The organism is Maribrevibacterium harenarium (genome assembly GCF_006385675.1).
Lineage (GTDB): Bacteria > Pseudomonadota > Gammaproteobacteria > Pseudomonadales > Marinomonadaceae > Marinomonas > Marinomonas harenarium.
Window position 1 is genome coordinate 1 of sequence record NZ_VFRR01000039.1, and the last position, 19,986, is coordinate 19,986.

The 19,986-nt window shown below is 47.3% G+C and carries 18 protein-coding genes; 12 read left to right on the forward strand and 6 right to left on the reverse strand.

All coding sequences use genetic code 11. From position 1 onward, the window contains the following. Positions 1–53: 53 nt before the first annotated feature. Positions 54–2,183: a bifunctional diguanylate cyclase/phosphodiesterase gene (locus FJM67_RS14095; protein WP_140590533.1), complete on the reverse strand. Its 2,130-nt coding sequence runs from the start codon at positions 2,181–2,183 to the stop codon at positions 54–56. 123 nt (positions 2,184–2,306) lie between these two features. Here FJM67_RS14095 and FJM67_RS14100 point away from each other — a divergent pair, with 123 nt between their 5' ends. Beyond that, positions 2,307–2,756 (forward strand): Lrp/AsnC family transcriptional regulator, encoded by a 450-nt coding sequence (locus FJM67_RS14100; protein ID WP_140590535.1) that lies wholly within the window; start codon positions 2,307–2,309, stop codon positions 2,754–2,756. Here FJM67_RS14100 and FJM67_RS14105 read toward each other — a convergent pair whose 3' ends face one another. After that, positions 2,757–3,653 carry a DMT family transporter gene (locus FJM67_RS14105; protein ID WP_140590538.1) on the reverse strand — a complete coding sequence of 299 codons (897 nt, stop codon included), beginning with the start codon at positions 3,651–3,653 and terminating at the stop codon, positions 2,757–2,759. Positions 3,654–3,824: 171 nt separating this feature from the next. On the opposite strand from FJM67_RS14105, the gene FJM67_RS14110 reads away from it, so the two are divergent. Continuing rightward, entirely contained in the window at positions 3,825–4,457 is a 633-nt protein-coding gene (locus FJM67_RS14110; protein ID WP_140590540.1) for a LysE family translocator, read from the forward strand. A gap of 66 nt (positions 4,458–4,523) precedes the next feature. On the opposite strand, the gene luxS is transcribed toward FJM67_RS14110, so the two are convergent. Both luxS and yjeH read right to left on the reverse strand, forming a co-directional pair. After that, positions 4,524–5,036, reverse strand: a complete 513-nt coding sequence (gene luxS / locus FJM67_RS14115; protein WP_140590543.1) for an S-ribosylhomocysteine lyase — start codon at positions 5,034–5,036, stop codon at positions 4,524–4,526. Between the two features lie 46 nt (positions 5,037–5,082). Further along, positions 5,083–6,357 carry an L-methionine/branched-chain amino acid transporter gene (gene yjeH / locus FJM67_RS14120; protein WP_140590546.1) on the reverse strand — a complete coding sequence of 425 codons (1,275 nt, stop codon included), beginning with the start codon at positions 6,355–6,357 and terminating at the stop codon, positions 5,083–5,085. Between the two features lie 163 nt (positions 6,358–6,520). Here yjeH and FJM67_RS14125 point away from each other — a divergent pair, with 163 nt between their 5' ends. After that, positions 6,521–6,937, forward strand: coding sequence for an Lrp/AsnC family transcriptional regulator (locus FJM67_RS14125; RefSeq protein WP_140590548.1), 417 nt, complete (start codon positions 6,521–6,523; stop codon positions 6,935–6,937). 89 nt (positions 6,938–7,026) lie between these two features. Here FJM67_RS14125 and FJM67_RS14130 read toward each other — a convergent pair whose 3' ends face one another. Further along, the gene (locus FJM67_RS14130; protein WP_140590550.1) at positions 7,027–8,619 is read right to left on the reverse strand and encodes an isocitrate lyase; all 1,593 of its coding nucleotides are present in this window, start codon (positions 8,617–8,619) and stop codon (positions 7,027–7,029) included. 356 nt (positions 8,620–8,975) lie between these two features. Here FJM67_RS14130 and FJM67_RS14135 point away from each other — a divergent pair, with 356 nt between their 5' ends. The 7 genes from FJM67_RS14135 (at position 8,976) to FJM67_RS14165 (ending at position 15,705) form a co-directional block, all read left to right on the forward strand. Next, a complete protein-coding gene (locus FJM67_RS14135) occupies positions 8,976–11,153 on the forward strand; it encodes a malate synthase G (RefSeq protein ID WP_140590552.1) in 2,178 nt (725 codons plus the stop codon). Positions 11,154–11,293: 140 nt separating this feature from the next. Continuing rightward, complete coding sequence (locus tag FJM67_RS14140) at positions 11,294–11,479, forward strand: hypothetical protein (RefSeq protein ID WP_140590555.1); 186 nt, start codon at positions 11,294–11,296, stop codon at positions 11,477–11,479. 22 nt (positions 11,480–11,501) lie between these two features. Then, positions 11,502–12,140, forward strand: coding sequence for a hypothetical protein (locus tag FJM67_RS14145; protein WP_140590557.1), 639 nt, complete (start codon positions 11,502–11,504; stop codon positions 12,138–12,140). A 157-nt stretch (positions 12,141–12,297) separates the two neighbouring features. After that, on the forward strand, positions 12,298–12,837 hold the full coding sequence (locus tag FJM67_RS14150; protein WP_140590560.1) for a PAS domain-containing protein: 540 nt from the start codon (positions 12,298–12,300) through the stop codon (positions 12,835–12,837). 8 nt (positions 12,838–12,845) lie between these two features. Next, positions 12,846–14,360 carry a methyl-accepting chemotaxis protein gene (locus FJM67_RS14155; protein ID WP_140590562.1) on the forward strand — a complete coding sequence of 505 codons (1,515 nt, stop codon included), beginning with the start codon at positions 12,846–12,848 and terminating at the stop codon, positions 14,358–14,360. A 123-nt stretch (positions 14,361–14,483) separates the two neighbouring features. Beyond that, positions 14,484–15,068 carry an NnrU family protein gene (locus FJM67_RS14160; protein WP_140590565.1) on the forward strand — a complete coding sequence of 195 codons (585 nt, stop codon included), beginning with the start codon at positions 14,484–14,486 and terminating at the stop codon, positions 15,066–15,068. 118 nt (positions 15,069–15,186) lie between these two features. Beyond that, positions 15,187–15,705 carry a cytochrome b/b6 domain-containing protein gene (locus FJM67_RS14165; protein ID WP_140590568.1) on the forward strand — a complete coding sequence of 173 codons (519 nt, stop codon included), beginning with the start codon at positions 15,187–15,189 and terminating at the stop codon, positions 15,703–15,705. Here the strand turns inward: FJM67_RS14165 and FJM67_RS14170 are convergent. Beyond that, on the reverse strand, positions 15,702–16,583 hold the full coding sequence (locus FJM67_RS14170) for a LysR family transcriptional regulator (RefSeq protein WP_140590571.1): 882 nt from the start codon (positions 16,581–16,583) through the stop codon (positions 15,702–15,704). The genes FJM67_RS14165 and FJM67_RS14170 overlap by 4 nt on opposite strands. A gap of 107 nt (positions 16,584–16,690) precedes the next feature. On the opposite strand from FJM67_RS14170, the gene FJM67_RS14175 reads away from it, so the two are divergent. Both FJM67_RS14175 and FJM67_RS14180 read left to right on the forward strand, forming a co-directional pair. Further along, positions 16,691–17,890, forward strand: coding sequence for an MFS transporter (locus tag FJM67_RS14175; protein WP_140590573.1), 1,200 nt, complete (start codon positions 16,691–16,693; stop codon positions 17,888–17,890). A gap of 137 nt (positions 17,891–18,027) precedes the next feature. After that, entirely contained in the window at positions 18,028–19,920 is a 1,893-nt protein-coding gene (locus FJM67_RS14180) for a PhoX family protein (RefSeq protein WP_140590576.1), read from the forward strand. Positions 19,921–19,986 lie beyond the last annotated feature (66 nt).

The window sequence follows — 19,986 nt, forward strand, 5'->3', positions numbered from 1 at the left end:
TTATTCCTTGTTTTCTTGCCCAATCTGAAAGCTTCATTTACACCAATATATTACTATGTATATACATACAGTAACATAAAATCAGCAACAGTTTCAAACCCTCCTGCCAGAACCATTGGTTTGCTAAATGCCGTCACAATTCGCTCGGCCACAGCGATAATGCTCTCTCGTTCCGGCGCAGCTGGGATAAGAATAGCAAACTCATCTCCTCCTAGGCGTGCGACAACGTCACTCTCACGACAGCTTTGTCTGAGTATCTGGGCGGTATTTTTCAACACTTGATCCCCCGCCGGGTGACCATAGGTATCATTGACGGCTTTAAATTTATCTAAGTCCAACAAGAGTAGGGTCAACGGTTGGCCCTGCTCCCGACAAAGGGTAAGCCTCTGCTCAAATTGCTGATTGAATTCGTTGCGATTTGCTAACTGGGTAAGCTGATCTGTCATTGCCAAGTGCTGGATTCGGCTAAGGGCTCGCTCTCTATCGGTCACATCATGGATGATAGAAAAAAGAAGATTGCTTTGGTCTGTTACTAATGGCGACGAGTGTACTTCGACTTGTCTGATCGAGCCGTTGGCGAGGCGATGAGGAAAAACAAAAATATTTTGTTGCTCTGACATTGCGAGCTGCTTTTGCTTACAAATATGCTCGCGAGAAAGCATATTTATTTCGTGTATGGTCATATTACGCAGCTGTTCGTGGCTATAGCCGTAGAACGAGGTTGCGGCATCATTTGCATCAACGATTTGGCCTGTGCCTGGGTCGATGAGCAGCATCACGGAGCTGTGTTTACGGAACATGGTCCGAAAGCGATTTTCGCTAGCTTCTAAGGCCGCCCTAATAGTCTGTTGCTCGGTAATATCAGATACGGTGCCGGTGATGCGAATGGGGTTATCGTTTTCATCAATAGACATGACTTTCCCACGAGCTAATACCCATACCCAACTGCCATTGCTATGCCTGACCCGGTGACGACTTTCGTAGGTTTCCCCCGGATGACGGATTAGCTGGTCAATAATGTCATTGAGCTTGGGTAGATCTTCCCGATGAACCAGTGGGTTCCATTCAGCCTGGGCGATGCCTTCCTCTCTGTAGGGGTAGCCTAAGATGTCATACCAATACTCATTAAAGTAAATACGTTGGTTGGGGAGATTCCAGTCCCAGAAACCAATGGCGCCACCAATAAACGCCAAGCGAATGCGCTCTTCAGAAATAAGAGCTTCAGCTTCATGCCGCTCGGCTTCAAATTGCTTCCATTCTGCTTGTTGGGTGCGCTGGATATGTTTGTTTAATGTCACGCCGGTAATTGCCAACACAAGAAGAACTAGGCCGGTAAAGAGGATGTGACTTACCAGTGTCATATGCCATGGCTGCAGGATTTTGTTCTTATCACGGCCAACTAGAACAATAAGATCGTATCTGGGGGCCTTGCTAAAACCAGATAGATAAGTGCCACCATCATGTAGATAGCGACTCTCGAAAACGCCATCTTGCTGATCGGTGAAATGAGCAAAGACCGGAGCTGTCGAGTAATCGTTACCTATCATTGCTGCATCATATGGATAGCGGGCTAAGAGCTGCCCTGACGGGTGCAGTAATGCGATGACACCCTCACCACCGAGGTCAACATGCTCATATAAGTCGATAAAAAAATCAGCACGCACGTTAGCAATGATCACACCAGTGAAGTTGCCAGCAATGTCTTGTGTTCGTTGGGCTATCGGAATAAGCCAATTTTTCGTTTGGTCTGCTTTGCTGATCTGGCCAATGGCTGGGGTCTGCCTCAAATTATCGCGAAATTGAGTAAAATAATCAGTATCGGCAATGTTTTTTAAGGTCGAGGCTTGGCCGGTGGCACTATAAAATTGACCGCGATTATCATACAGCTGCAAGCTCTGTATCATTGGGTATTCTGATAGAAACAGCTTTTGCGCCTCATCGAGTGTTCGGTATTTCGTAAAATCAGACTGCATGAGTAATTGGCTCACATTGTCTAAAACGTAATTGACCCGATCAAATGTGTCATTGGCATGAGTGCCCAATGATATGGCGAGGTTTCTAGTCTCCCGCTCGGCGCTAGAGAGAACGTTTTGGTAATTACTAATCACCACTACCATGGTTATCGACAATAAAATAGTCGCCACTAAAATGTAGGCAAGCAAGAGTTGTTTTCGAACGGTCACTAGTCGTCTCCCTATCGATACAGGATAGGTCTGGCTATCGGGTAGCTTTGTTCTATCACAGCGTGGTGTAATGAGAGCTAATATAAATCAATATAATGAAATTTTGAGTGTCTAGGGTCAGTTATGGACAAAATCAACTGGAAATTACTCCGTGCCTTAGAGCAAAACGCACGTCTTAGCTATGCCGAGCTCGGCAAACTGGTGCACCTTTCGGCACCCGCGGTGGCAGAGCGGATTCGTAAGCTAGAAGAGCAGGGTGTTATAACAGGGTACAGCGCTCAGATTAATTTAGAAAAGGTAGCTATTCCGATTACGGCGCTAGTGGAATGTGAGGTATACCGCACCCAAGAGCGGGCATTTAAGGAATTGGTTCTGAGCTTGGATGAGGTAATCGATTGTTACAATGTCACCGGCCCATCCGCCTTTGTGTTGAAGGTGGCCGTGACTTCCATGTCCAAATTGGATGCGCTACTAGAGCGTCTGATTGATATGAGTGACACCAAAACCATGATGATTCTTTCCCATCCGGTGCGGCGAGCGATGCCACTCAATTGTGAAATGGAAGAGCTCTAATTAAGCGCTGGGTGCCTGAAGTAAATCTTCTTTATCAGAGGTGGCGCGTTTTCGTTTCGGCCATTGGCTAATCATCATACCGACAAAGATCAACCCACAGCCAGCTAGCTCACGGCTGGAGAGGGTTTCATCCATTAACCACCAGCCACCAATAGCAGCAAATACCGCCTCGGTGGAGAGAATTAATGCGGCAGAACTTGGGGCCACTTGCTTTTGCCCGAGGGTTTGCAAGGTGTATGCAATGGCCGATGAGGCAATACCAGCATAGGCTATCGCCACCCAACTGACTTCAATGGCTTCCCAGCTGACGGTTTCGAAAGCTAGCGCCATGATCCAAGAGCCACAGGCGACTACTACCAATTGAATGACGGAAAAAGTCACGATAGGCACTTTGGTAGAGTAGTGACCCACGATAAGCACATGAGCCGCCCAGAAAAATGCTCCCAAAAACTCAATCGCATCCCCTTTTTGTACCGTCAAATTGGGTCCAACAGTAAGCACGTACAAACCCACCAGCGCCAAAATGATGCCGACCCAAGTTTGGCGCTCGATATGATGACGCAAAAATAAGCCAGCGATTGGGACAATCAGCATGTAGGTAGTGGTAATAAAGCCCGCATTGGCCGCAGTAGTGTACAGCAAGCCAATTTGCTGCAAGGTGGCACCGGCAAATAACACGCTGCCAGCAATCAGACCGGCTTTTAAGGTTAAGCCTTTATCATGCTGTTTTTTGCCATCTAAAAAGTAAATTAAAGGCAGCATTGAAAGAGCCGCTAGGGTAAATCGAGTGGCGTTAAAACCATAGGGGCCAAGGGCTTCCATCCCGACACTTTGGGCCACAAAAGCAAAGCCCCAGATGGCGGCGGTAAGCCACAAAAAAAGATGAGAAATAGACATGACAACATCCTCAGTTCGCTGTAAAGTTGCCGCCCATTTTATGTCCAGTGATACTCCCTAAAGAAGCAAATTTCTAACGAAAAGAAGGTGGTTTGCTATTATTTTAGTGGTAGCACAGAGCATAAACTTACGAATCGAAAGTCTACTTACTAAAAGGTAAAAATACAGCGAATGTCACTAGAAATTTGGCTGGCCACTGCGCCGATTTTGCTACTTATTTCATTTGGCCCAGGGCCAAATAACTTTACTGCTATGTACAACGGTATTCGTGCCGGAGTAGGCGCAGCGCTGATTGGCGTCATTGGCCGTAATATTGCCTTTAGTATTCTGATGCTGATTTCTGCCCTTGGGCTAGGAGCCATCGTTATTTCCTCACCGTTTTGGTTTAACGCCCTGAAATGGTTAGGTGTGGTGTACTTATTCTTTATCGGCATCAAAATGTGGATCACCGCATCGGATAACCTCAATGCGATGGAATCAGAAGGGGTGTTAATTGCCAGCTCGCATATGGCGCGGATGCGTCAGGAATTTGTAATAGCCATCAGTAACCCAAAAGCTATTCTGATCTTTACCGCGATTTTTCCACAAATGTTGGTATTAGATGCGCCAATGGCACCGCAATTCGCGGCGATGGGGGCAACCTTTATTGTGACTGAATTTATTGCTGCATTTGGTTATGCTTTGGGTGGCCGTCAGTTACGTCGTTTAATCCGTAGCCCGAAAGGCATGACTAATCTAAACCGAGGAATGGGTAGTATCTTTGTAGTGGCCAGTGCATTTCTAGCTGCTTCAACCAGTATGTAAATACTCACTTACTCCTTGGGTTAATAAAAAAGGGGCTAAGCCCCTTTTTTGCTGTAACGCTGTTAATTAAGAGTGAGCTTGCAAGAACTCTTCACTTAGGTACAGCTCCGCATTGCTATTAACTTGCACATCACGACTTAATACGTTTTGCGCAATCTCTTTCGCTTCTTCCAATGAGTGCATGGTGTAGGTGCCGCACTGGTATTCATTCAGTTCTGGGATGTCTTCTTTTGCTGCTACCTTCAGTACATCTTCCATGGCCGCTTTCCAGCTGGCGGCAACGCGCTCTTCCGCTGGAGTACCGATCAGGCTCATATAGAAGCCAGTACGGCAACCCATCGGTGAAATATCAATAATTTCTACACCGTCACCATTTAGATGATCACGCATAAAACCAGCGAACAAGTGTTCCAAGGTGTGGATGCCTTTCTCCGATAAAATCTCTTCGTTCGGAATGCAGAAACGAAGATCGAACACGGTGATGGTGTCGCCCTTAGGGGTTTCCATGGTTTTAGCGACCCGCACCGCTGGTGCTTGCATGCGGGTATGGTCTACGCGGAAACTATCGAGTAATGGCATGGGTTCTCTCCTCTCTGTGTATCAGAGTCATGTAGTTAGATGGCGCTTATTCTACATGAAATTCTGCATCAGGTAGCCTAGTTGTGCTGGATTTACGTTTTTCCCATAGATACGCGAGTGCAAACATGACGAGAGCAAATAGCATATTGACGCCGATGAACACCGCCATTGCCAAGCAAGCGAACAAGCCAATCAATGCCACGGCGCGGCTGAGTCCAGAGAAGCAGCGTAAGGCACAAATACAGGTAAAGGTATAAATCAGCAGGAAAGAGCCATTAGTCATCTCGATCAGCCACTCCATGCGGGTGCCAAATACTTCCACCGCCACAATAGAGAGTAACGAAACGCCGCCAACTAGACTCACCGCTCGAACCGGCGTGCCCCCGGAGGATAATTTGGCGAAATAGTGCGGCAATGCCCGTTGGCTCGCCATACTTTGGATCATACGAGCAAAACCTAGGATATATACGCCAACGTTGGAAAAGGCGATGACATAGGCTCCCAAAGCAAAGGCAAACTGGTATTTTTCGCCAAATACTGCACTCACCAATAGTGCCAAAGAACGGCTATTCGTTACCTCATTCCCATAAGTGTGGTGATGGGCGATCATCAACACTGTCATAATGTACAGGGCAACTACTAGTGTAATGCCACCGAGTAATGCGATTGGGAAATCTCGCTCTGGGCGTTTAAACTCTGCCCCCATATGAGCCATTACTTCTATCCCTAGGAAGCACCAGAAAATGGTTCCGGCAGCCCAAAAAAGAGTCGTGGCATCAGTAAAGCTGGTAGGGACTTGGGTAAGGTTGTCTGCATCCAAGACGCCGCTCATTAAAAACAAGGCAACGACCACCGTAATTAAAGACACTACGACTATCGTTTGGAAGTTGGCAGAATTTTTCATGCCGGCAATAGCGAAAATCATCATGACCACTAAGGTGGCAATACTAAGTGATAGGGAATAATCCGCGGACACGCCAAGTAAAATGCCGAGATATGCAGCGGCAATTTTGATGGCAACCGCAGGACCCACCAACATAATACTCAGAAACAGCCAACCGGCTGCCCGTTCTGCACCTTTACCAAAAACTCGCCCAATATAGCTAGCAGCTCCGCCGGCGGATGGGTAGCGGCTACCAAGTAGAGCAAAGACAAAGGCTACCGGCACCACCGCAATCGCGGTAAGTAACCAAGCATAAAAGGCAAAGGAACCAGCTTGAGTCACTGACATGGCTGGCACCACCATCAGCCCCGTGCCAACGAATGTGGTGACAGTCATCGCGATGCCTTGGGTGATACCGAGAGTTTTATGGTATTGCATAGTTGTTATCCTGATAAAAATGCCGGCAGTGAGAAGCGCCAAGTCATGGAATTAGCATACTGTGACGTAGTTAGAATTACTGCTGCCAAAGTGTCGGATTTTCATGGCGAAATGACGTCAGTTCCGTCAAAATGACGGCTTGGTTATAAGGCAGCAAATAGAGATGGATCGTTACGATAAAAATATCATCGCCCTATTGATTGAAGATGCCCGTCAGTCGGTATCGGATATCAGTCGCAAAGTCAATTTATCCCGCTCGGCGGTGACCGAGCGCATCAAGCGTTTAGAAGAAAAAGGCATCATCAAAGGCTACCATGCCAGTGTGCATATGGACGCCACTAGCTCCGTTGCCGCCTATTTTTCGTTAACTTTTCGCCCCATTCAACGGGATTTAATCGAACCCTTGGTCAAAGCCTTACCAGAAATTCGCTCGGCCCATTTTATTAGCGGAGATTTGGATTTGATTCTGCTGGTTGAGGCAGAGAATATGGCACGGCTAACGGCCATACGGGTAGAGATGGACACTTGGCCTTATATCGAAAAAGTCACCACTCACATGTGTTTGTGCCCCGCTAAATGAACTTCAAGTGAATCGCGAAAAAAAGGGCCGCGGTAGCGGCCCTAGCGGGGAAGTCACGGGGGTAGTGTGACTAAAGAAACCTTGAATAGTTAGAACTGGTTCATGGTGTTGTCTTTACCAGAGGCTTTCAGTGCAGCCTCACCAGAGAAGTACTCTTTGTGGTCGTCGCCCATATCGGAGCCAGCCATATTCTGGTGTTTCACACAGGCAATGCCCTGACGGATTTCTTGACGCTGAACGTTTTTCACGTAGCCTAACATCCCTTCGCTACCGAAGTATTCTTTCGCCAAGTTGTCGGTCGACAACGCTGCCGTATGGTAAGTCGGTAGTGTAATCAAGTGGTGGAAGATACCGGCTTCGCGAGCGGCGTCTGCTTGGAAACTACGGATGCGATTATCCGCCTCAATTGCCAATTCGCTATCGTCGTACTCTGCACTCATCAGGTTGGCGCGGTCGTACTGGCTCATATCACGGCCTTCTTCAGTCCAAGCATCAAATACTTGTTGACGGAAGTTGGTTGTCCAGTTGAAAGAGGGTGAGTTGTTGTACACCAATTTGGCATTTGGAATCACTTCGCGGATACGGTCAACCATGCCTTTGATCTGTCCAACATGCGGCTTTTCTGTTTCGATCCAAAGTAGATCGGCACCGTTTTGTAGGGAAGTGATGCAGTCCAATACGACACGGTCTTCACCGGAACCTTTGCGGAATTGGAAAAGGTTACTTGGTAAGCGTTTCGGACGTACCAATTTACCGTCCTGAATCATCAGCACGTCGCTTTCTTGGGCTGTGGTCATGTCGACTTCTTCTACATCCAAGAAAGAGTTGTATTGTGCACCTAAATCTCCAGGAGCACGCGATACAGCGATTTGCTTAGTTAAGCCGGCTCCTAAAGAGTCGGTACGAGCAACGATCACCCCGTCATCCACACCTAGCTCTAAGAAAGCGTAACGAACGGCACGAATTTTCGCTAAGAAGTCTTCATGTGGCACGGTCACTTTACCGTCTTGGTGACCACATTGTTTTTCGTCGGATACTTGGTTTTCGATCTGAATACAGCAAGCACCGGCTTCGATCATTTTCTTGGCGAGCAAGTAAGTGGCTTCTTCATTACCAAAGCCGGCATCGATATCCGCAATAATCGGCACTACGTGGGTTTGGAAGTTGTCGATTTTCGCTTGAGTGGCTTCGACTTTAGCTTGATCACCGGCAGCATTCGCAGCGTCTAGTTCACGGAACAAACCACCGAGTTCACGGGCATCGGCTTGGCGTAGGAAGGTGTATAACTCTTCAATCAACGCTGCTACAGAAGTCTTTTCGTGCATAGATTGATCAGGCAGCGGGCCGAACTCAGAACGAAGTGCGGCAACCATCCAGCCAGATAGGTACAGGTAACGACGATCGGTGCTGTTAAAGTGTTTCTTAATAGAAATCATCTTTTGCTGACCGATAAAACCATGCCAGCAACCTAGTGATTGGGTGTATTGGCTTGGGTCGCGGTCGTAACGTTCCATGTCGGCACGCATAATCTTCGCGGTGTAACGAGCAATATCGAGGCCGGTTTGGAAGCGGTTTTGCGCTCGCATCCGTGCCGCGTACTCTGGGTTGATCGCTTGCCAAGAAGGGCCTTGTTGGCTGATTAGGGTAGCAGTAGTGTCGATATCTTTTTTGTAATTAGACATTGCTCGAATCCTCGTTGTGGTGTTTGGTTCGATCCGGCGTTGGCTTAGTTGCTCACTCGCTGATCACATTTTCAGTTTGTGCCTGTTTTTGTGATTCGTCTAATCTATAATACTTATCGTAAGTATATTTTTTATGAATGTGATTTTTTGGTCAAAACAGATCATATTGACCAGTAAGTCGTATTTATAGTGGCTTTTGTTGCTGAATTACTGAAATGTAAGAAAGCAACATTAGAATATGCATTCATAGTTATTATAAAAGCATTCATAATATGAATAATTTAATTCTCTACTGTAAAGCGACACTAACTCGTAATAAGAGCGGCTCCGCGCCATAGCAAAATAAGGATAAGAAAATGACCGAACGCATCTCGCAAGGTGGTCTTCAGATCGCCGCTAATTTACACCAGCTGGTAACAGATAAATTACTGCCAGGAACCGGTATCGCTGCGGAACACTTCTGGCAGCAGTTTGAGCAAATCGTCACGGACTTAGCGCCAGTGAATAAAGCGTTATTAGCCAAGCGTGATGAGCTGCAAGCTAAGATCGATGACTATCACCAAGCTAATCGCGGTCAAGCCTTGGACCAAAACGCCTATGAAAATTTCCTACGGGAAATTGGTTATCTTTTACCGGAAGGTGATGATTTCAGTGTCTCCACGAGTAATGTGGATACCGAGATTGCGTTGCAGGCGGGTCCACAGCTGGTTGTGCCAGTTAAAAATGCCCGCTTCGCCTTGAATGCTGCCAATGCTCGTTGGGGCAGCCTCTATGATGCGCTTTACGGCACCGATGCCATTGCCGAAGAAGAGGGCGCAGAGCGTTCTGGTGGCTATAATCCAGTGCGTGGTCGTCGAGTGATCGCCTTTGGTCGTGATTTACTGGATCAAGCTACCCCCTTGGCGGTGGGCTCCCATGCCCAGGCGACTAGCTACCAGATTGTTGATGCGGAGCTTGTGGTGACTTTGCAAAATGGGGAAGTCGTGCAATTAGCCCAGCCAGAGAAATGTGTGGGTTACACCGGAAGCGCGGATAAGCCAACGTCAGTTTTGTTGAAAAACAACGAGCTTCATTTAGAAATCCAATTTGATGCGGAGGGCTTTATCGGCAAGACTGATAGTGCCCATATTCAAGATATTCTAGTAGAGGCCGCGATCACCACCATTATGGATTGTGAGGACTCGGTAGCGGCGGTAGACGCTGAGGATAAAGTTGAGGTTTACGAAAACTGGCTCGGTTTGATGCAAGGTACTTTATCGGCCAGCTTTGCCAAAGGTGGTCAAACCCTGACCCGTACCATGAATGCTGACCGAGAATATCTGGATAAAAACGGGCAACCGTTTTCACTACACGGGCGCAGTTTGCTATTTGTACGCAATGTGGGTCATTTGATGACCACCCCAGCCATATTGGATGCACAGGGGAATGAAATCCCAGAGGGTATTATGGATGGCATGATGACAGTTTTGGCCGCCATGCACGATTTAAACGGCAATACCCAAAGAGGTAACAGTCGCACCGGCAGTGTGTACATCGTAAAACCCAAAATGCACGGCCCCGAGGAAGTTGCTTTCACTGTAACCTTGTTTGAACGTATCGAACAGGCCCTCGGACTAGCAAAAAATACCCTAAAAGTCGGCATTATGGATGAGGAACGTCGCACCACAGTTAACCTGAAAGAGTGTATTCGTGCCGCTCAAGAACGGGCGGTTTTTATCAATACCGGCTTCTTGGATCGCACTGGGGACGAGATTCATACCTCCATGTTGGCAGGTGCCTTTGTGCCGAAAAGCCAGATGAAACAGCAGGCATGGATCAAGGCCTATGAAGATTGGAACGTAGATATCGGGATTGCCTGCGGTTTGCCCGGCAAAGCCCAAATAGGTAAAGGCATGTGGGCGATGCCAGATGAAATGGCGGCCATGTTAGAGCAAAAGATTGGCCACCCGCAATCGGGGGCGAATACCGCTTGGGTTCCGTCTCCTAATGGCGCCACCTTGCATGCTACCCATTACCATCAACTCAATGTGCGTGAGCGCCAGCAGCAACTCGCTACGCGCTCGCGGGCGAGTTTAACCGATATTCTGACCTTGCCGCTGTTGGCTGCCGGTGAAACATTGAGTGAGGAAACGATTCGGTTCGAACTAGAAAATAACGCCCAAGGTATTCTCGGTTATGTAGTACGCTGGATTGACCAAGGGGTAGGCTGTTCGAAGGTACCGGATATTAACAACGTTGGCCTCATGGAAGACCGCGCTACGTTACGCATTTCCTCCCAGCATTTAGCAAATTGGTTGGAGCATGGTATCTGCACCGCAGAACAAGTTATGGCAGCCATGCAGAAAATGGCCTTGGTAGTGGATGAGCAAAATGCCAATGATCCCCTCTATGAGCCAATGGCGCCAGGCTTTGATGGTATTGCCTTTAGGGCGGCTTGTGACCTTGTGTTCAAAGGTAAGGAACAGCCCAGTGGCTACACCGAGCCGTTGTTACACGCTTACCGCATCCTAAAAAAGGCAGAAAGCAATAACTAGAGACTTTATCTAAAGACCACCGAGCCGCCATAAATAAGAGGTTTATGGCGGCTTATCTGCTGTTTTTCCCTTCTATCCCGACCCTTCGCAATATTTGGCTCTTCTGTTATGTTTGCCTAGAAGCCATTTAGGAGGTGTTTATGTGGCGTTTATTGGCAAGTTTATGGGCGGTGTTATTGGTGATGGGCTGTAGCAATCAATCTCTATACGAGTCAGGTACTGGATTTCGTATCCAGCAATGCAGTCAGATTCGCGACCGTGATGAGCGAAGTGAATGCTTAGAACGTGCCACCCGCAGTTATCAGGAATACCAAAGTCAGTATTAACTTCATTAGATTGGATCGACAGATGAACAGCAACCTTCTCACATTTGCCGTTATTGGCAGTCTCACCATCGGTGGGCTACAAGCCCGCGAAGTACAGCAGGAAGATGGTGCCTATCTCATCACTTTAGGGGCTGGTCAGGTCAATGAGCTCTACGAAATAGGGATTGGTATTAAACCTACAGACGGTCGTGCCGGCTTTGGTGGGTTGGTATTTAAACGGCAGAGCTTTAATGACCAACAAACTCTGGCAGGAAAGAGTCTTGGGGAGCAGGAAACGACGATTACTTCCCTCGGTGTGCGCGGTTTTGCGATTCAAGTGGACTCCGAAAGCAACAAAGGGGCGGATTTAACCTTTGCTGTTAGCCAAACGCAAACTGGGGACTACGAGCGCACTGGCATGGATATTCGTGGTCTATTTTACGCCCCCATCGCCCCTAGCGTATCTTGGTTCGCCGGGGCTTCTTTGCGCCCTGAGTTTTTGTCTTTTGATTGGAATACAGCTTCTTTTAGTGAGTTGGGGCTCGAAGCGGGCATTGATTGGCGTTTGACGCCAGCACTAGGAATTAGTGGTGGCTACCATCGAGAAATGATTATTACCGATGATCTGGAATCTTGGTTACTCGCTGACGGCTTAGAGTTTTCCCTACAACTGATTTGGTGAATAACTACTTACAAAGATTAAACAATAAGGATGGCTATAATTTATATTTATTTCTGACCATTGATTCAGGACAGGAGTTATTGAGGTTGACTAAGCGAGTCGGCAATGAAACGAGTACAATTTCGCCAGTTTGTTTTCTATGGAAAAAGAACCGATCATGCAAAAGCGCAGAGTCAACGATGGCAATGAAGTGGTCTTAAGGGATGACGACTTTTTGGTTAGTAAAACCGATACCAAAGGAAAAATCACCTACGCAAACCGCTGTTTTATGGCCGTCGCTGGCTACCCGGAGTCGGATTTGCTAGGTAAGCCCCATAACCTGATTCGTCACCAAGATATGCCCCGAGGCGTATTTCGATTGATGTGGAAAATGCTGCAAAACGGAGAGGAGTTTTTCGGTTTTGTGAAAAACCGCTGTGCCGATGGTGGCTTCTATTGGGTGTTTGCCAATGTTACCGCTGATAAAGATGAGAAAGGCGTATTGCAGGGTTACTTTTCGGTGCGACGTAAAGCCAGCCCGCAAATTATTCAACAGGTAGAGGGACTCTACGCCCAAATGCGCCAGATAGAGGCCCAGCAACCGGGAAATGCGGGGGTGGATGCTTCCATGGCGTTTTTGAATCGTTGGATTAACGATAACTTCCCGTCCTTTAATGAAGCCATGCTCGAATTGTATCGACAATTTCCGGCCAACTAGGAGTGGTTATGAATAAGCCGATCAACCGCACTAGCCGTAGTATTCCATTTCTACGCACACAATTTCTGTATTTTACCTTCTTATCGATACTCTTGATGGCAGGGGCTGTCACTAACCATTTGTTCGGTGGTTATCTCTGGGTTTCCATCACCATTGCTGTAATTGTTTCCGGCATCATGCTGCTGATCATGTATCAAGGCTTACGTATGGTAGAAACTTTGCGCCGCTTAGAGCATGCCATTAACTCTTGTATGGAAGGGGAGTTACATCATCGTATTACCAATACCAAAGGGTTGGGGGAACTGGGTATTGTGGCATGGGCATTCAACGATTTGCTGGATCGTATCGAGGCTTACTTTAAGGAGCTGGACACGACCTTTACCTTTGTCTCGAAAGGGAAGTTTCATCGCCGCCCCCTAGGGGCAGGTTTACCGGGTAATATGCGCACCTCAATTGATGCTATTGACCGCTCAGTTTCTGCCATGCACGCCAATGTTTCCTTAATTAACCGCAATGAGTTGTCGTCACGTTTGCATCACCTAAATACGGAAAATTTGGTGAATAACCTCAAAGAAGCCCAGTCGGATTTGTCTCGTATCGACAAAGAAATCAGTTGGGTGGGTGAACAGGCTGTACACAATGCGAACACGGCAGAATCCAGTCTGGCAGCAGTGGAGAAAATCCGCAGCTCCATTGAAACCATTTCTGGTACCGTAGTGAAAGTGGCTGATGTGGTGAATGTGTTAAGTCGAGACTCCAGCAAAGTAGCGGAATCCCTCGTTACCATCAAAGATATCGCTGAACAAACCAATCTACTCGCTCTAAACGCCTCTATCGAGGCTGCCCGAGCTGGCGAAGCTGGGCGCGGTTTCGCCGTGGTCGCTGATGAAGTGAAGCAGCTTTCCCATCGTACTAAAGAAACCGCCGAATCTGTGGATTCCGTATTGGCTCAGTTCAGTGATCGAGTTACTGAGGTGTCTCGCCTCACTGATCAATCTCAAACCTTGAGTGCTGATATCAAGGAACTGGTATCTGGTTTCGAGGATCAGTTTGATCAGTTGGCGTGTTCGTCTAGAGAATCCGCTTTGCTCGTGGAAGGGGTTGGCACCGTCATCTATCACTCATTGGTCAAACTCGATCATGTGATTTACAAACAAAATGGCTATGTAGCTTTGCTCAATAAGGAGCATGGCCCAGAGCATCAAGCCGCGGCCGTTACGCATACTGAATGTCGAATGGGGAAATGGTACTACCATGGGCTTGGTCGTGAGCAATTTGGTCAAAATAGTATTTTTCAGCGTCTTGAAGCCCCCCATATCAAGGTACATAGCTCGGTTCATAAAGCGGTTGAATTGGCGCAGTCTGACTGGGAGCGTAGTGAAGAATTACGTCGAGATATCGTCAAATATATGCGTGATGCAGAAGAAGGCAGTGAGCAAGTCATGGCGGTTGTCAATGAGTTAACCGATGACAAACTCAAGACCCTTCAGCATAAAGTGAAAGAGCTAAACTGCCGCCGATAACCTCTGTGAAACAGGTAAGTTGCGAATCCATCGTGCAATTGGATGGATTCGCAACCTAAATACTTCATTTCTTAACCTAATTAACGCTAACATGGCTTCAATTACATTCTGTTGGAGCTCATCATGACTTGGTTGGTATTGGGGTTAATTATTTTCTTAGGTAGTCATTCGGTACGAATCTTTGCTAATGAATGGCGGCAACAAACCATCGCTCGCATCGGAGCCAATGCTTGGAAAGGGGCTTACTCCGTCATCTCGATTGTTGGTTTTGTACTGATCGTGATTGGGTTTGGCGCGGCAAATCAGGGTTCCACTTGGTTGTGGTATCCACCAGTTTGGACACGTCATTTAGCGGCGTTATTGATCCTCTTTGCGTTTATTTTCTTAGCAGCAGCGAAGCTGCCCATGTCCAAGTTAAAAAGTAAAGTCGGTCATCCTATGGTTATCGGCGTAAAAATATGGGCATTTGCGCACTTACTTAGCAATGGCACCGTAGCCGACTTTGTGTTGTTTGGTAGCTTCTTGGTGTGGTCGATTGTGCTGTATGCCCGTAGTCGTCGATTAGATCGTGCTAATGGTGTCGTCTATAGTGGCGGTGCCATTAAAAATGATCTGTTGGCGCTTGTGATTGGCTTGCTGGCTTATGGACTGTTTGCAGCGGTATTACACAAATGGCTAATCGGTATCAGCCCATTTATTGCGTCTTGACTGTCAGACAAAGGTAAAGTGTTTGCAACCTTCTAGTAGTAAGTATCACTTAAGCTATGAATCGCTAGAATAGTAAGCATTGGTCAATTTTATCAGCAATTAGCCGAGGAGAAGGGCGATGGCAGAAGCAAAAATTTGGGATCCAGTGGTGCGCATTTTCCATTGGACAGTGGCAGCCGCATTTCTAGCCAATCATTTTGTGTTAGAAGAAGGGGGCGATATCCATGAGTTGGCGGGATATTACATTCTGATCGCTGTGGGAGTGCGTATCATATGGGGCTTTGTTGGTACGAAAAACGCACGTTTTAGCGATTTCTTTCCGACACCAAGTGGTATCAAGGAGCATATTAGTGCCATGCGTTCCGGTCAGATGCCGGAAGAAAATGGTCATAATCCGGTTGGCGCATTGATGGTATTTGCGCTGTTAATCGGCATGATTGTCGCCGGTGGTACGGGTTGGATGAGCGAGATGGATGCCTTCATGTGGGAAGACTGGGTGCTAGAAGTGCATGAGGTGGCCGCTAATCTGACCTTGTTGTTGGTGTTTGTCCATGTGGCGGCAGTACTGTTCTTTAGCTTTAAAGGACCACGTAATTTGATTCGTCAAATGGTTACTGGTCGTATTGAACGCCGCTAATCTGGTCGTTTCTGCTCCAGCATGAAATCGATAAACGCCTGGTTTGCCTTGGTCAAATAGGACCCTCGGCGCCAGGCGATTTTTAAGTCTAACCAAATTGGCGGATTAAATGGTCGTGTGGCAATTTGATCCTCTGGATCGATTACCATATCCATGAGCGTGGAAATACCAAAGCCCTGGCGCACCACCGATTTAATCAGTGGGATTAGATTGGTTTCAAAGGCGATATTGGGCTGCACATTGAGATCCATGGCTAGCCGATCCACGATGCGTCGGTGAAAATAGCCTTCACGAAACATCACCAGTTCTTCAGCAAAAAATTCTTCCGCGCGAATGCCTTCCTTTTGTTGGGCGAATGGATGGTCTTCGGCCACAGTGACCAGCATTTGTTCTTTAAGGATTTGTAGCGTTTCCAGCCCTGATAAGGTGCCATCGTCCACAATGACCGACAGGTCTATTTCCCCTGCTTCCAGCATTTGCTGCAACTGCCAAGTACCACCCTCGACAATTTTCATTTTTAGTTTGGGGTAGCGATGGCGAAATGCCATTAACAAGGGAGGGAAGTAATATGAGCCCAACATGCTTGGAATGCCAATTCGAACTTCACCTTGTTGCAATCCCTTAATATCCGCCATTTCCCGCTGCGCATCATCTAATGCTTGTATGACATTCCGAGCATGATGGACTAAAGCACGACCTTCATCCGTTAGGGCAATAGTGCGATCTCGGCGTTGGAATAATGTCACCCCAAGGCTCTTTTCAAGCTTGGCAATAGACATGCTGACCGCAGGCTGTGCCAGTTGTAACCGTTCTGCGGCGCGAGTAAAGCTGCTGTGCTCAGCCACGGCAAGGAAATGTCGAAGTAATCTTGAATCCATCAATAAATCTTATTCAAACGATAATTAGTATATATTTTATTGATTCTGGCGCCCTGCGTATAGTGCCCTGCATGTATAGCGAGACGATCCGAAGAATAGGGTGCTCTATGATTGACGTAAATACTCCTGCCTACTGGCGCGCCACCATTGCCTTGGTGTTAGGTTCTTTTATGATTTTCGCCAATATCTGGGTGACACAGCCTCTGTTACCTATGTTGGTAAACGAGTTTTCGATTACACCGCTGCAATCAGCAACTTCTCTTACGATCACCACCTTCACCCTTGGTTTATCTCTATTGGTCTATGGCGTTTTGTCTGATGCTATAGGACGGCGGGTGCTAATGATTGCTACCTTAACAGGTGTGTTAGTCACTACCGCAGGCATTTCGTTTGTAACCGATTTTCAATGGCTAGTTTGGTTGCGGGCATTGCAAGGGGTGTTTTTAGCTGGTCTGCCAGCCATGGCAGTGGCCTATATGGGGGATGAATTTACTCCCCATGCCTTGGCCGCCGCAGTGGGGATTTATATCAGCGGTAACACGCTTGGTGGTATCGGTGGACGCCTAATCGGGGGCTTTGTTGGTGGTGAATTTGGCTGGCAAAGTGCGTTCCAAGCTATGGCATTGATTAGTTTGATATGTTTAATAGCGTTTATCCTGCTGTTGCCATCCTCCCGAGGATTCAGTCCCAGACCTTTGCAACCTAGAGTTATAGCAAGTCAGTTGCGGGCCCATGTAACCCATCCTATATTACTGCTTTGTTTTTTGATCGGTGGTTTAAACTTCTTTATCTTTATTAATCTCTATAGTTACGTCACCTTTATCCTAGAGGCGGAGCCGCATTCCCTTTCCACCCATGCCTTGGGGTTATTATTTCTTACTTATTTGAGTGGTACCGTGGGATCGGCATTTTCAGGAAAATGGGCGCAGCGCTTTGGTGCGCCAACGGTCATGATGCTGGGTACTTGCATCTTGATTATGGGTACCTTAACTACGCTTATTGGCAGCCTCACAGCAATTATATTGGGCTTGCTGATCAATAGTTTTGGATTCTTTATCTGCCACTCTAGTGCCAGCGGCTTTGTTAGTCGGACGGCCAAACAGGCTAAAGCCAGCGCTTCGTCCTTATACTTGGTATTTTATTACCTTGGCGCCAGTACCGGTGGCTTATATCTTGATCCATTCTGGCAGGCAATGGGGTGGAGTGGCGTTGTGGTCGGTGCGGTTTTGGTGTCATCATTTGTGGTATTTTTAACCTATCAATTACAGAGGAAAGTTTCATTCGAAAGACAGTTTGCCGTCATTTAACGAATTTGCCTTATAAATGTCATGTATCTGTCACTGGAATGACATGAAGCCGGATTAATTTGAGTGCTGTTAATTATGCATGTGGGCTGTTAGAGAGAGCAGCACACTTACTCAATTCAGTATTCAGGGGCAGAATCATGTCTACTACCAAACTTGGCTTTGATGAATTTGATGAAAACCTACGTCCTGCTCCAGAGGTCGTAGAATTCGAAGAAACGGCAAATCGCATGGTTTCCCGTCGTGGTTTCCTTTCCGGTGGTGCGGCAGTTGGCGCAACAGCCTTTGTTATGGGCTCTACCACACTAGCAGCAGGTAAAGCGCTGGCTGCCGGTGAACACAAAATGTCACGCCTAGCCTTTGAAATGGTCAAAGCCAATGCTGAAGATACCATTACTCTACCAGCAGGCTACAAATGGGAAGTACTAGCATCTTGGGGTGAGCCTCTATTTTCCAATGCCCCTGAATTTGACGGTACTACCGGTGGTACTGGGGCTTCTCAGGAATTAGCTTTCGGTGACCATAATGACGGCATGGCCTTGTTTGTTCACAACGGTCGTCAGATTATGTGTATCAACAACGAATACACTAATTTGAATACGCTACACGCTAACCGTGAAGGTGGTGTACCGACTACCGCCGATGATATTCGTAAGAGCAAAGCAGCTCATGGTGTGAGCATTGTGGAAGTGGCTCGTCGCGGTGGTAAATGGGGTATTGTTAAGGATTCTGAATATAACCGCCGTATCACGGCGGATACGGAAATGGACATCACTGGTCCTGCTCGTGGTCATGACTTGCTAAAAACCAAAGCAGACCCACAAGGTGTGGTGGCAAAAGGCACTTGGAACAACTGTGGTAACGGTCAGACTCCTTGGGGCACTTACCTGACGTGTGAAGAAAACTTTAACGGCTACTTTTCTTCTTCTGATAAAAACCTAGTGATCAATGATGATCTAAAACGTTACGGTATTGGTCATGACGATTGGGGTTACAAATGGGCCATGGCGGATGACCGTATGGACATTGCTAAAGAGCCAAATGAGCCGAACCGTTTTGGCTACATCGTTGAGATCGATCCTCTAAATCCATCTTCACGTCCGAAAAAACGTACCGCTCTTGGCCGCTTCAAGCATGAAAACGCAGAAGTCGAAATTGCTGCTAACGGTCATGTGGTCGTCTACTTAGGTGATGATGAGCGTGGTGAGTTCTTGTACCGTTTCGTTTCTGAAAACAAATACGTAGCAGGTGGTGACAACAGTGAATTGTTGGCTTCTGGTACTTTGTATGTGGCGAAATTCCACGACAACAATAAAGGTGAATGGCTAGCCCTAACGCCAAAAACGACTGGTATGACTGAAGCGGAAATCGCAATCCATACCCGTCAGGCAGCCTCTAAAGTGGGTGCTACCACAATGGACCGTCCTGAGTGGGTGGCCTCTAATCCAAGTAAATGTGAAGTCTACTGTTCGCTAACCAACAACAAAAACCGTGGTGTTAAGCCAAACGCGGGTGGTGATGCGACTCCAGCAGGCGGCCCTAACCCACGAGTGAAAAATAACTTTGGTCAAATCGTACGTTGGCGTCCAATGAACGAAGATCATACAGCGACTCAGTTCAGTTGGGATCTATTCGTTCTTGCTGGTAACCCTGCGGTCTATGACGATGCCAATGCTGGCTCTAAGAATGTTAATAAAGACAACATGTTCAATTCGCCAGACGGTTTGAAATTTGATCAAAATGGTTTGCTATGGATTCAAACGGACGGTAACTACTCAAACGCCAAAGGCTTTGCTGGTCAAGGAAATAACCAGATGTTGGTTGGTGACCCAGAAACTGGCGAAATCAAACGCTTCTTGGTAGGGCCAAAAGAGTGTGAAATTACCGGCTCCGCTTGGAGTGCAGACCGCACTACCATGTTTGTTGGTGTTCAGCACCCAGGTGAAGATGGTAACTCCCGCTGGCCATTTAACTCAGTACCTCGTTCGAGCGTGATTGCTATCTCCCGCGAAGACGGCGGTATTATCGGCTAGCCGCCAGATATACTGAGATAAAACCTTAAAAACTGCCTGATGGGTCATCCCGCCAGGCAGTTTTTT

What these genes read in the sequence shown, in the direction of transcription:
- FJM67_RS14110 (WP_140590540.1), top strand. Translation starts at nt 3,825, where the DNA reads ATGTCACTAGAAATTTGGCTGGCCACTGCGCCGATTTTGCTACTTATT.
- FJM67_RS14165 (WP_140590568.1), top strand. Translation starts at nt 15,187, where the DNA reads ATGGCAGAAGCAAAAATTTGGGATCCAGTGGTGCGCATTTTCCATTGG.
- FJM67_RS14155 (WP_140590562.1), top strand. Translation starts at nt 12,846, where the DNA reads ATGAATAAGCCGATCAACCGCACTAGCCGTAGTATTCCATTTCTACGC.
- FJM67_RS14130 (WP_140590550.1), bottom strand. Translation starts at nt 8,619, where the DNA reads ATGTCTAATTACAAAAAAGATATCGACACTACTGCTACCCTAATCAGC.
- FJM67_RS14180 (WP_140590576.1), top strand. Translation starts at nt 18,028, where the DNA reads ATGTCTACTACCAAACTTGGCTTTGATGAATTTGATGAAAACCTACGT.
- FJM67_RS14140 (WP_140590555.1), top strand. Translation starts at nt 11,294, where the DNA reads ATGTGGCGTTTATTGGCAAGTTTATGGGCGGTGTTATTGGTGATGGGC.
- luxS (WP_140590543.1), bottom strand. Translation starts at nt 5,036, where the DNA reads ATGCCATTACTCGATAGTTTCCGCGTAGACCATACCCGCATGCAAGCA.
- FJM67_RS14160 (WP_140590565.1), top strand. Translation starts at nt 14,484, where the DNA reads ATGACTTGGTTGGTATTGGGGTTAATTATTTTCTTAGGTAGTCATTCG.
- FJM67_RS14145 (WP_140590557.1), top strand. Translation starts at nt 11,502, where the DNA reads ATGAACAGCAACCTTCTCACATTTGCCGTTATTGGCAGTCTCACCATC.
- yjeH (WP_140590546.1), bottom strand. Translation starts at nt 6,357, where the DNA reads ATGCAATACCATAAAACTCTCGGTATCACCCAAGGCATCGCGATGACT.
- FJM67_RS14150 (WP_140590560.1), top strand. Translation starts at nt 12,298, where the DNA reads ATGCAAAAGCGCAGAGTCAACGATGGCAATGAAGTGGTCTTAAGGGAT.
- FJM67_RS14100 (WP_140590535.1), top strand. Translation starts at nt 2,307, where the DNA reads ATGGACAAAATCAACTGGAAATTACTCCGTGCCTTAGAGCAAAACGCA.
- FJM67_RS14175 (WP_140590573.1), top strand. Translation starts at nt 16,691, where the DNA reads ATGATTGACGTAAATACTCCTGCCTACTGGCGCGCCACCATTGCCTTG.
- FJM67_RS14125 (WP_140590548.1), top strand. Translation starts at nt 6,521, where the DNA reads ATGGATCGTTACGATAAAAATATCATCGCCCTATTGATTGAAGATGCC.
- FJM67_RS14135 (WP_140590552.1), top strand. Translation starts at nt 8,976, where the DNA reads ATGACCGAACGCATCTCGCAAGGTGGTCTTCAGATCGCCGCTAATTTA.
- FJM67_RS14105 (WP_140590538.1), bottom strand. Translation starts at nt 3,653, where the DNA reads ATGTCTATTTCTCATCTTTTTTTGTGGCTTACCGCCGCCATCTGGGGC.
- FJM67_RS14170 (WP_140590571.1), bottom strand. Translation starts at nt 16,583, where the DNA reads ATGGATTCAAGATTACTTCGACATTTCCTTGCCGTGGCTGAGCACAGC.